7 protein-coding genes are annotated in these 12,053 nt (G+C 63.1%); 3 read left to right on the top strand and 4 right to left on the bottom strand.

All coding sequences use genetic code 11. The annotated features are described in order from the left end of the window. Positions 1 to 41: 41 nt before the first annotated feature. Positions 42 to 2,738: a [protein-PII] uridylyltransferase gene (locus LZ538_RS11895; protein ID WP_249832249.1), complete on the bottom strand. Its 2,697-nt coding sequence runs from the start codon at positions 2,736 to 2,738 to the stop codon at positions 42 to 44. Further along, entirely contained in the window at positions 2,735 to 5,335 is a 2,601-nt protein-coding gene (gene mutS / locus LZ538_RS11890; RefSeq protein ID WP_249832248.1) for a DNA mismatch repair protein MutS, read from the bottom strand. The genes LZ538_RS11895 and mutS overlap by 4 nt, the downstream gene beginning before the upstream one ends. 88 nt (positions 5,336 to 5,423) lie before the next feature. On the opposite strand from mutS, the gene LZ538_RS11885 reads away from it, so the two are divergent. Further along, positions 5,424 to 7,715 carry an NADP-dependent malic enzyme gene (locus LZ538_RS11885; protein WP_249832247.1) on the top strand — a complete coding sequence of 764 codons (2,292 nt, stop codon included), beginning with the start codon at positions 5,424 to 5,426 and terminating at the stop codon, positions 7,713 to 7,715. Here the strand turns inward: LZ538_RS11885 and LZ538_RS11880 are convergent. Further along, the gene (locus LZ538_RS11880) at positions 7,712 to 9,802 is read right to left on the bottom strand and encodes a RelA/SpoT family protein (RefSeq protein WP_249832246.1); all 2,091 of its coding nucleotides are present in this window, start codon (positions 9,800 to 9,802) and stop codon (positions 7,712 to 7,714) included. The two genes, LZ538_RS11885 and LZ538_RS11880, sit on opposite strands and share 4 nt — an antisense overlap. A gap of 134 nt (positions 9,803 to 9,936) precedes the next feature. Here LZ538_RS11880 and LZ538_RS11875 point away from each other — a divergent pair, with 134 nt between their 5' ends. Next, the gene (locus LZ538_RS11875; protein WP_430741981.1) at positions 9,937 to 10,431 is read left to right on the top strand and encodes a winged helix-turn-helix transcriptional regulator; all 495 of its coding nucleotides are present in this window, start codon (positions 9,937 to 9,939) and stop codon (positions 10,429 to 10,431) included. 6 nt (positions 10,432 to 10,437) lie between these two features. Here the strand turns inward: LZ538_RS11875 and rpoZ are convergent, their stop codons facing one another. Continuing rightward, positions 10,438 to 10,779 (bottom strand): DNA-directed RNA polymerase subunit omega, encoded by a 342-nt coding sequence (gene rpoZ / locus LZ538_RS11870; RefSeq protein WP_249832245.1) that lies wholly within the window; start codon positions 10,777 to 10,779, stop codon positions 10,438 to 10,440. Between the two features lie 99 nt (positions 10,780 to 10,878). Here rpoZ and LZ538_RS11865 point away from each other — a divergent pair, with 99 nt between their 5' ends. Then, the gene (locus LZ538_RS11865; RefSeq protein ID WP_249832244.1) at positions 10,879 to 12,051 is read left to right on the top strand and encodes a phospholipase D-like domain-containing protein; all 1,173 of its coding nucleotides are present in this window, start codon (positions 10,879 to 10,881) and stop codon (positions 12,049 to 12,051) included. Positions 12,052 to 12,053 lie beyond the last annotated feature (2 nt).

Below are 12,053 nucleotides of genomic sequence, written 5' to 3'. Positions count from 1 at the left end.
AAGGGGGAAAGGCCTCGCCAGCGATGGCGGGGCCTTTTTCTTCAGGCCGCCTCGGCTCGTGAATCCCGCCCTGCCGCCGAGACAAGCGCATCGCGCAGCGCGCCGATATCGCGCTCGCTCAGTTTCTTGCCGTCGGCGCGGGTGAGATAAAAAACGTCCACGGCTCGCTCACCGTAAGTCGCGATGTGCGCCGAGTGGATGCGATGTCCTTCTGCGTGGATCGCCGCGGTGAGCGCAGCGAGTAGGGCCGGCCGGTCGCCAGCGTTGACTTCGACGACGGTGGTGCGAGTCGACGCGCGGTCAGCGATGGCGACGGAGGGAGCTACGGTGAAGGCCTTACTGCGAGGACTGCTAGTTTGAGTCTGAGGCAGTGGCGGCGGGTTTGTCGCTGAAAGCGCCACTTCAACCGCTCTTGCCAGCCGCCCCCGTAGACGCTTGTCGGTATAGGACTTGCCGCGACCGTCCAAAACCAAGAGGTTGTCGAGAGCCATGCCGTCGCGAGTTGTGTGGATCCGGGCGTCGATAATGTTGGCGCCGGCTCCAGCGAGCCCAGCGCATATGCGGTAAAACAACCCCTCCCGATCCGGCGTGAAGACGCTGACGCGGGTAGCCCCGCTTTCCAGATCGTTTTCCACCGCAACGCTCGGCTGCGCATCGCCAATGTGCGCCTCGGCCGTTGCGACCTGCCTTGCATTGGCGATCTGCCAGGATGGAGGCTCTGCGAGCCAGTAGCTGTCCGGCAGCCGCTTCGCGTGCGCCTTAACTGCTCTCGCAGACCAGTTTACGGCGTCTGCAAGCTCCTTCTGGCGCGCTTCGACCAGTTCGGCTCTTCCATGCTGCTTGTGGCCGAGGCGCAAACGTTCCTCTGCCGCTTCGAACATCGTTCTCAGCAAGCTGCGCTTCCAATCATTCCAAACGCTCGGACCTACCGCCCGAATGTCGACCACCGTCAGTATGAGCAGGAGCCGCAGGCGCTCGGGGCTTTGCACGAGACGGACGAAGTCCTCGATCGTCTTTGGGTCAGCAATGTCGCGCTTGAAGGCTGTCGACGACAGCAGGAGGTGATAGCGCACTAGCCACGAAACCGTCTCGGTTTCGGCCGGATCGAGCCCTAACCGTGGGCAGAGGCGCAGTGCGATTTCCGCTCCAAGCTCGCTGTGATCTCCGCCGCGTCCTTTTGCGATGTCGTGCAGGAGAACCGCGACATAGAGGACGCGTCGAGACGCGATCTGCTTGATGAGCGCCGTCGATAGCGGATGATCATCCTTCAGTTCCCCCCGCTCGATTGCCGCGAGCAGTCCAATCGCCCGTATTGAATGCTCGTCGACTGTATAATGGTGGTACATGTCGAATTGCATCTGAGCGACGACGCGACCGAAATCTGGAACGAAGCGGCCGAATACGCCCGCCTCATTCATCCACCGCAGCACCGTCTCGGGATGGTGGATCGAAGTGAGAACCTCCATGAAGAATGCATTCGCCCGGGGATCGTCGCGTAGCTTGCGGCCAATGAGCGTCGCATCGCGAGTTGCGGCCCGCATCGCAGTGGGGTGAATCTCCAGTTGTTCGCGTGCGGCAAGTGCGAAAATCTCAAGCAGCCGCAAAGGCTCGTCGCGGAGGAAACCATCCGTTGGGATGGACAGTCGACCGCGGTCGAGCACGAAACCGGCGAGCCGCTTCGGCTTCCGCAGGATGGTCGGCAAAGCGAAGCGAAAGCCTTTTTTGCCCAGCTGTTCGTCCAGCTGCGCGAGGAATACGCCCGTGAGATCCCCGACCGACTTTGCATTGAGAAAGTAGAATTGCATGAACCGCTCGACGGCGGACTTCCCGGGCCGGTCCGCGTAACGCATGATCTCCGCGATCTGCCGCTGGTGCTCGAAGCCGAGCCGCTCCTCGGCGCGGCCTGCGAGCAAGTGCAGGTGGCAGCGCACCGACCAGAAAAAGCGCTCGGCGCGATCGAACCCACGATATTCCGCGGCAGTGAGCAGCCCGGCGCTTACGAGATCAGCCGAGCGTTCGACGCCGTGAACATATTTGCCGATCCAATATAGCGCGTGCAGGTCGCGAAGGCCGCCTTTGCCCTCCTTCACATTGGGCTCGACCACGTACCGCGTGTCGCCCATCCGGACGTGCCTTTCGTCGCGCTCCGCGAGCTTGGCTGCGACGAACTCGGCGGATGTTCCGGCCACAACGTCCGTCCGGAATCGCTGCATGACACCGTCGAAGACCTGAGTGGTCCCGCAAATCGGCCGCGCTTCCAGGAAGGCGGTTCGCACCGTCATGTCGCTTTTTGCGAGAGAGATGAGATCGGTCGTCGAGCGAACCGAGTGGCCTACCTTGATCTTCAAGTCCCACAGCAGGTGGAGCATTGCTTGCGCGATCTGCTCTGTCTCGGGGCTTGGCCGCTTAGCGGTGAGAAACATGAGGTCGAGGTCGCTATACGGGGCCATCTCGCCTCGGCCCGTCCCACCTAGGCCCACGAGTGCCAGCGCCGGGTCGGTCGTGCCAATGACGGCTTCATAGGCAAGTCGCACGATTTGATCATGCAGGAACGCCGTCGCTTGCGCAGCGGCGCGTCCGCTTCCCGGTTCGGAGGCAATGCGACTGGCGATCTCCTCGCGGCCGGCCTCAAGTGCTTTGCGCAGGATTTCGGCAACATCGCCTCCGCTCCTAAAGCGTTCGGCGATGGCGCGTCGGTCGATGATCGCGCGGCGATTGTCGACGTCGATAAGGCTCATCGGCTTCGCTCGGCGCCTATCCGTTTTAGGCGGTAGAGCGCTTCGAGCGCCTCACGTGGCGTCAGGCTGTCCGGATCGATCGAGTCCAGCTCGCTCCCGAGCGGATCAGGCGCCTGGTCGGGTTCGGCGATCGCGGCAAACAGGGGCAAATCATCGAGTCCCGCGGCAATGCCGCCGGTGGCGTCACGGCCTGCCTCAAGCTTCGCGAGCACTGCCTTGGCCCGCGCGACCACGGCTGGCGGCAGTCCTGCGAGCTTCGCCACGGCGATTCCGTAGCTGCGGTCGGCAGCGCCGTCGGCGACCTCGTGAAGCAGGACCAAATCGCCTTTCCATTCGCGGGCGCGGACATGGTGGAGAGACAATGCATCGAGCCGTCCGGCCAACCGCGTCAGTTCGTGGTAATGCGTGGCGAACAAGGTTCGGCACTTGAGCTGGTCGTGCATAGCCTCGACCACCGCCCAGGCGATGGCAAGGCCATCGTAGGTCGAGGTTCCGCGGCCGATCTCGTCGAGGATCACGAGGCTCTTCGGCGTCGCCTGAGCCAGGATAGCGGCGGTCTCGACCATTTCGACCATGAAGGTCGATCGGCCGCGCGCAAGATTGTCGGACGCGCCGACCCTGCTGAACAAGCGGTCGACCATGCCGATCTTGGCGCGCGCCGCCGGGACGAAGCTTCCAGCCTGCGCTAGGACGGCGATTAGCGCTGCTTGACGCAGGAACGTCGACTTGCCGCCCATGTTGGGTCCGGTGATCAGCCACAGCCGATCTTCTGTACCTACCGAAAGGTCGTTGGCGACGAACCGATCTCCAGTATTTGCGAGTGCAGTCTCGACTACGGGGTGCCGTCCAGCCTCGATTTCCAGACAGGGATCGTCCGTGAGGTGCGGCGCGGTCCACCCGCCCTCTGCCGCGCGCTGGGCGAGGCCAGCCGAAACGTCGATACGGGCAATGGCCTCGGCGGTCGACGTGATCTGGAGCGCCGCGGCGACCGCCAGTTGGGTCAACTCCGCGGCATGGGCTGCTTCGCTGGCGAGAGCGTGGCCTCCCGCCTCAACGACCCGCGATGCCTCTTCATGGAGTTCGGGCGAATTGAAGCGGACAACGCCGGCAAGAGTCTGGCGGTGCGTGAAGCCACTGTCCGGTCCCATCAGCCTGTCGGCATGCTTGGCCGAAACTTCGACATGATAGCCGAGCACCGAATTGTGCCGAATCTTCAGCGAGCCGATGCCGGTGGACTCACGATATTTGTTCTCGAGCGCGGCGATCGCCCGGCGTCCGAGCGACGCGGCGTCGCGCAAAGCGTCGAGCGCCGCATCATATCCCTCGGCTATATAACCGCCCTTCGACGCATCGATCGGGGGTGAGGCGACGAGCGCACGCGACAGCCGATCAACGAGCGCTCCATGGCCGCCGAGTTTCGGCAGAAGGCTCTCAAGCAGCTGCGGCCGCTCGGCTTCCTGTTCGAGCTCATCCTGCAGGCCGCGCGCTTCGCCGAGCCCATCGCGGACTAGAGCGAGGTCTCGGGGGCTCCCGCGAGCGGCAGCAAGCCGTGCCAGCGCGCGCGCGAAATCGGGCAAGCTACGCAGCCGCTGACGGACGCGTTCGCGGCGCAGTGCGTCGCCGTGAAGCCATGCGACGAGTGCGAGACGCTGCTCGATTGAGGATTTGTCGGTGAGAGGCGCTGCGATGTCCTCGCATAATAGGCGGCGGCCGCCGGCGGTTTGGCAGCGGTCCACCTCGCCGAGCAGGCTTCCTGCCACTGCGCCGGCGACCGATCGCGTGAGCTCGAGGCTCTCGCGCGTGGCGACGTCGATCGCCATATGGCTGGACCGCTGAACGCGGCGCGGAGCGTCAAGAAGGATTTCCGCGCCTTTTTGGGTCGCATCCAGATAGGTGAGAAGGCCGCCCGCAGCGGCCAGCTCGGCGCGCGAGGGGCCTCCGAGCCCGTCGAGGGTCGTCAGCCCCAAGCGCGCCTTGAGGGCCCGCTCCCCAGCAAGGCTGTCGAATCCGCCTTTGCCGATGACCGTATGGGTCCCGGGAATCGGTGCGTCCGAAATCGTCTCGGCAGGCGAGATCCGCGCCAGCTCGGATGCTAGCTCGCCTGTCCCACAGGTCACGAGCTCGAACCGGCCGGTTGATATGTCGGCAGCAGCGATCGCCCACTCGTCGCCGGCGCGCCCAACCGCCGCAAGCCAGTTGGCCGCGGCGCTTTCCAGCAGCGTCTCCTCGGTAAGCGTCCCGGGCGTGACCAGCCGGATGATTGCTCGCTCGACCAGGGCCTTGGAGCCCCGCGCCTTGCGTGCCTCCGCCGGACTCTCCGTCTGCTCGGCGATGGCGACCCTGTGACCGGCCTTTATCAGCCGCGCGAGATAGGAATCGGCCGAGTGCACCGGCACTCCGCACATGGGAATCGGCTCGCCGCTGTCTTCCCCGCGCTTAGTGAGGGCGATGTCGAGGCATCCGGCGGCAATCTTCGCGTCGTCGAAGAACAGCTCGAAGAAGTCGCCCATGCGATAGAAAAGCAAGGCCTCGCCGGCTTCTTCCTTCAGGCGGCGATATTGCGCCATCATCGGTGTCGGAGAGTCCGCTCGGGCCATGACTCTGACTAGCGCCCTTCCTACGCAGCTTGAAGCTGAATCGAGGGTCTTTTGCCGCTGTCACGGAATGCCGCTAAGGCGCGCACCCATGTCGGAGAGCAATGTAAAGTATACTGAGGCGGAAGCGCTGGACTTCCACTCGCGCGGTCGGCCGGGCAAGCTCGAGGTCATCGCGTCCAAGCCCATGGCGACGCAGCGCGACCTCAGTCTCGCATACTCGCCGGGAGTCGCGGTGCCGGTGCGCGCGATCGCGGACAATCCCGGTTGTGCATATGACTATACTGCCAAGGGCAATCTGGTGGCCGTCATTTCAAACGGCACCGCTATTCTCGGCCTGGGAAATCTCGGTGCGCTCGCTTCCAAGCCGGTGATGGAAGGCAAGGCCGTACTGTTCAAACGTTTCGCGGATGTCGATGCGATCGACATTGAGGTCGCAACCGAGGACTGCCAGCGTTTCATCGACGCTGTCGAACTGCTCGAGCCGAGCTTCGGGGGGATCAATCTCGAGGACATTGCCGCGCCGGACTGCTTCGTCATCGAACAGACTTTGAAGGAGCGGATGAACATTCCCGTCTTCCATGACGATCAGCATGGAACGGCAATCATCACTGCGGCGGGCCTCATCAACGCCTGCGCTCTCACAGGGCGCGAGCTCAAGTCGATCAAGGTTGTGGTCAACGGCGCTGGGGCGGCGGCGATCGCTTGTACCGAGTTGATCAAGGCGATGGGCGTTCGCAGCGACAATGTGATCATGTGCGACCGCAAGGGCGTGATCCATAAGGGGCGCACCGATCTCGACCAATGGAAGTCGGCGCATAGCGTCGAAACGGACGCGCGGACGCTTGCCGATGCTTGTGTCGGGGCGGATGTGTTCCTCGGCCTGTCTGCCGCGGGAGCCCTCAAGCCCGAGATGGTGAAGTCGATGGGCAAGGAACCCATCATTTTCGCCATGGCTAACCCGGACCCGGAAATCTGGCCGCCGGATGCAAAGGCAGTTCGGCCGGACGCGATCATCGCTACGGGCCGTTCGGACTTCCCGAACCAGGTCAACAATGTGCTCGGCTTCCCCTTCATCTTCCGCGGCGCGCTCGATGTGCGCGCGACTGCCATCAATGACGCCATGAAGATAGCCGCGGCAGAAGCCTTGGCCGAGCTCGCTCGCGAGCCCGTGCCCGAGGAGGTCGCGGCCGCCTATGGGGGGCGTTCGCAGAGCTTCGGGCGTGACTATATCATCCCGGCTCCCTTCGACCCCCGGCTAATGGAAGTTGTCGCATCGGCCGTGGCCGAGGCCGCGGTTGAAAGCGGTGTCGCCCAAAAGCCAATCGAAAATCTTGAAGCCTATCGCCAGCATCTTCGCGGGCGCCTCAATCCGACGGTGTCGGTCATGAGCCTCGCGTACGAGTCGGCGCGGGCGCACCCAAAGCGCGTGCTCTTTGCGGAAGGCGAGGAGCCGAACGTTCTAAGGGCGGCGATCGCTTTCAAGGAAGCCGGCTACGGGACGCCGGTGCTGGTGGGTCGCGAAGAGGTCCACGAGCTATTGAAGGAACTCGGAGTCGACAACCCGGCCGAATATGAGGTGCTCAACAGCCGCAATTCCCCGCTCGTGGGGCGTGCGGTGGATCACATTTACGAGAAGCATCAGCGCCACGGCCTGCTGCGCCGAGAGATTGAGCGCATGGTCAACCAGGACCGCAATTATTTCGCGGCGGCGATGCTCGCGCTCGGCGAAGCCGACGCGATGATCACGGGAACGACTCGGCCGTTCAGCCAGTCATTGAAACAGGTCCGCATGGTCATTGACGATGAACCGGAGGCCACGCCCTTCGGTATTAACGTCGTCGTAAGCGGCAGTCATACCGTGCTGATCACCGATACAGCCGTCACCGAACGCCCGACGGCGGAGCAGTTTGCCGCGATTGCCTTACGGTCGTCCGCCTTCGCCCGCCGCATGGGCATCGAGCCGCGCGTTGCATTCATCAGCTACACGACGTTCGGCAATCCGCCGGGCATGCACATTGAGGAGCTGCGCGGGGCCGTTAAGCTGCTCGACGGCTTCAAGACCGACTTCGAATATGAAGGCGAAATGGCTCCGGACGTCGCTCTCAATTACGAGATGCAGAAGCGCTATTATCCGTTCAGCCGCCTATCGGGACCGGCGAACATCCTCGTCATGCCCGGCCTCCAGTCAGCAAGCCTGTCGGCGAAGCTGCTTCGAGAGCTTGGCGGCGAAAGCGTGCTTGGGCCCTATGTGCTGGGTTTGGAAAGGCCGGTGCAGATCGCTCCGATGACCGCAACTGCATCCGACTTGGTGATGCTCGCCGTGCTTGCCGCCGGGGACGCCCATGCGCGTCAGCAGCGCGAAAAGGCGCGAACTCGCTAGATCCGTTCGACCGAGCTGACCGGATCCGCCTCACGCAAGGCGGCGATGATCGAGTGGAGGTGCGCGAGGTCGTGCACTTCTATGTCGAGGTGGAAGGTCTGAAAGCTTCCGTCGCGATGGACCAGCTGCAGGTTGATGATGTTTGCATGTTTCTGGCCGAGGATGCCGGACATTGTCCCGAGCGCCCCAGGTATGTCGCGCAGGATGACGGCGAGGCGCGCAGCGCCGCCGTCCGAGCCCTCGCCCCAGGCCAGGTCGAGCCAGTCGGCATCCACTCCGCTGGCGAGCGTGTCGCAGCCGATCACATGCACCTCGATTCCTTCGTCCTCGCGGCGCAGCCCGACGATGCGATCGCCGGGAATCGGATGGCAGCAGGTCGCGAGCTGATACGCGACGCCGGGCGTCAGGCCCTTGATCGAAATCGCCTTGCGCTGTCCCAGCGGGCGAGGGGCGACGTCCCCGCCGGCCGATCCAGGCATCAAGGTCTCCATAAGCGCTTCGTCGCTGACCCGCTTGCGCGCGATCGCGATCATCAGCTCATCCTGATTCTCGATCTTGAGCTTCTTGAGCGCCCGCTTGTTCGCGTCCTTGTCCAGTTCCGCCGGAAGGCGCGCGACAATTTCGTCATAAATCTTGCGCCCGAGCTCGATCGTCTCCTCGCGCTCCTTGTGGCGAACGAAGCGGCGAACGCCGGCGCGTGCCTTGCCCGTCGCCACGAAGCGCAACCAGGACGGCTGGGGATGTTGAGCTTCTGACGCCAGGATTTCGACCTGGTCGCCATTCTCGAGCATCGTCCTCAGGGGCACGACGCGCCCGTTGACCTTTGCGCCGACGGTTCGGTCGCCAAGGTCCGTGTGCACCGCATAGGCGAAGTCGACCGGGGTGGCCCCTTTGGGCAGCTGGATCAGCTCGCCTTTCGGGGTGAAGGCAAAGATCCTGTCCTGGTACATCGCCATTCGCGTATGCTCGAGGAGTTCCTCGGGGCTTTCGGCATGGTCCAGGATCTCGACGAGATCGTCGACCCAGGGGATTGTCAGTTCTCCCTTCGGCTTGCCTTCCTTGTAGGCCCAATGGGCTGCCAACCCCCGTTCGGCCTGTTCGTGCATCTCCCGGTCACGGATTTGGATTTCGATCCGCATCTTCGAATCGTGAATGACGGAAGTGTGCAGGCTTCGATAGCCGTTGCGCTTCGGCGTCGAGATGTAATCCTTGAACCGACCGGGAACCATCGGCCAGCGGCTGTGGATCAGTCCCAGCGCGCGGTAGCAGTCACCGACATCCTTCACGATGATCCGGAAGGCCATGACGTCCGACAATTGCTCGAAGCTGATGTGCCGCTCGGCCATCTTCTTCCAGATCGAATAAGGATGCTTTTGCCGCCCCGTGACTTCCGCCTCCAGCCCATTGTCGGCGAGATAAAGCTGCAGCCCGAGGCCGATCCGGTTGACCAGGTCCCCGCCCGATTCGGTGAGCTGCTTGAGTCGCCTGGTGATGGAAGCGAATGCGTCCGGCTCGATCTCGCGGAATGCGAGCGTCTGCATCTCCGTCATCATCTCGTACATGCCGATCCGCTCCGCGAGAGGCGCGTAAATATCCATCGTCTCGCGCGCGATCCGCCGCCGTTTCTCCTCCGACGGGATGTGATGAAGGGTGCGCATATTGTGGAGCCGGTCGGCCAGCTTCACGAGCAGGACGCGTATGTCGTCGCTGAGAGCGAGCAGGAACTTGCGAAGGTTTTCCGCCGCCCGCTCATTTTCGGACTGGGCTTCGATCTTGCTCAGCTTGGTGACGCCGTCGACCAGCCTGGCGACGTCGCTCCCGAACAATTTCTCGATCTCGTCCGGTGTAGCGATCGTGTCTTCGATCGTGTCGTGGAGAATGGCGGTCGCGATCGTCTGGTCGTCGAGCTTGAGGTCGGTCAGGATCCCTGCGACCTCGATCGGATGGCTGAAGTAGGGATCGCCGGACGCGCGGAGCTGGCTCCCATGCGCCTTCATGGAGAAGACGTAGGCGCGATTGATCAGCCCCTCGTCCGCGTCGGGATCGTAGGAGCGGACCTTCTCAACGAGCTCATACTGCCGCAGCACGCTCCTAAGATGGGCGGAGCAGGTCATATTGTGCAAGCGCGAAGAGCATTTTCGATGCAACGACAGCGCTTGTTCCGTTGTTTTACGGATGGAACTTGTGCTTTGAAGGGAATGGGGAAACAGGGAAGTCGGGAATGTTCAAAGAAAAGGCAGCGCCGAACATGCACGCGTTTCGCGAGGCGGCGCTCTCATGCCCGATCCCGGCTGCTGTCGAGTTGATCGGCGAGAAATGGGCCTTTCTCATTCTCCGTGGCGCCCTCAACGGCCTCAAGCATTTCGAGGAATTCCAGGCGGGCCTTGGAATTGCGCGCAACATCCTGTCAGATCGGCTGTCCAAGATGGTCGCTGGGGACATCCTGGCGCGCGCGCCGGATCCTTCGGATCGCCGCAAGGTCGTCTACTCGCTCACCCCAAAGGGCGAAGGGCTCATGCCTGCTCTCCTCGCGCTCAGGCAGTGGGGCGAGCAATGGGGTCATGGCGTACCGGACATGGTCCTCGCGGACAGCCGCGACGGCAAGCCGGTTCGGAAGATGTGCGTCCTCTCGCACGACGGGCGGGAGCTTAAGCTGAACGACCTTATCTGGGTAAGCGCCGAGAATCAGAATCCGCTGCAAGCCGCAGCGGAGTAAGCTGACTTACTCGTAGTCCCCGCCTGAGGGTGTCGGCCGCGGCGGTGCGGCGGCAGTCAGACGGAGTGCCTCGGCTGCATCGCTGAGCGACGCCAGCTCTTCCGTTTCGTCCTCCTCGTCCACGCGAACCTTCTGGAGGTTGGTGACGATCCCTTCCTGCAGTTCCTTCGGGCGCACGGTCTCCTCGGCGATTTCGCGCAGTGCGACGACGGGATTCTTGTCGCGGTCACGGTCGATCGTGAGGTCGGCGCCTCCCGAGATCTGCCGCGCGCGCTGGGCCGCAAACAGGACGAGGTCGAACCTGTTGGAGACCTTATCTACGCAATCTTCGACTGTGACGCGCGCCATTCGCCGCTCCGGTAAAGCTATTCCGTAAGGGAATATGGGATTTCAGGAAGGCCGCGCCAATAGCTTGCAGCCTTCACGAAAGTCAAGAAAAGCGGACAAATGGCAGATGCTTCATCAGAACCGGTCAGTTCGCCGCCGATCCGCGCGGAAATAGCGGGCAATCGCCTAGAGCTGATCGAGAGCGGCGAAGCGCGCCTGGAAATGCTGCTGGAGCTGATAGCGGGGGCCCAGGAGAGCGTCCGGATGCTCATGTACATGTTCAATCCCGACCGCGGCGGAGACGTCGTTCGCCATGCCCTGGCGGCGGCTGCTGCCCGCGGCGTCGAGGTCAAGCTGTTGATCGACAGCTTCGGATCGGCGGCCACTCCGCAATTCTTCAGCGAACTTGCGGAGAAAGGCGGTGAATATTGCGTGTTCAACCCCAGCTTCGGCCGGCGCTACCTGCTTCGCAACCATCAGAAGCTGATTGTGATCGACGGCCAGACCGTGCTCATCGGGGGTGCCAACATCGACGCGACCTATCTCAACGATCGAGGGTCAACGCACTGGAGAGACCTGTGGCTCCGCCTCGACGGGCCTGAGGCTGCGCTCCCTGCGCGATACTTTGACAGCTTGTTCCGCTGGTCGAAGCGGCCCCGCTCGAAGATGCGCTCGCTGCGGCGGCTGATCGGCGAGTTTAGCGAGTGGCGAGGTCCGCTGCAGTGGAAGTTCAGCGGCCCGATGAGCCGGCGCAACAGCTGGTGGCGGAGCATCGGGCGAGACATCGGCCAGGCCCGGCGGCTGGACATGATCTTCGCCTATTTCGCTCCGCCCGGCGCCATGCTCCGGCGCATTGGCAGGGTAGGGCATCGCGGCGAAGCGCGGGTCGTCAACGCGGCGAAATCAGACAATAACGCGACAGTCGCGGCGGCTCGGCACAGCTACAGCCGCCTCCTGCGAAGGCATGTGCGCCTGTACGAGTATCAGCCGGCGAAGCTGCACACGAAGCTCGCGATCGTCGACGATATCGTGCACATCGGATCGTCCAACTTCGATTACCGCAGCTTCTACATCAACATGGAGATCATGCTGCGGGTGAAGGATGCGCATTTCGCGCACCAGATGCGGGCCTATTTCGAGCGCGAGCTGAAGGACTGCAAATGGATCACTCCGGAGTTGCACGCTCGTCGTGCAACCATGTGGCGCCGGATCAAATGGGCCGTGTCCCACTTCCTCGTGAACGTCACGGACTATACCGTCACGAGGCGCCTGAACTTCCGTATCGAACGTTAGTG

The sequence above is a fragment of the Sphingomonas hankyongi genome (genome assembly GCF_023516575.1).
Taxonomy (GTDB): Bacteria; Pseudomonadota; Alphaproteobacteria; order Sphingomonadales; family Sphingomonadaceae; genus Sphingomicrobium; species Sphingomicrobium hankyongi.
This window is presented reverse-complemented; position numbering and strand designations above follow the sequence as displayed.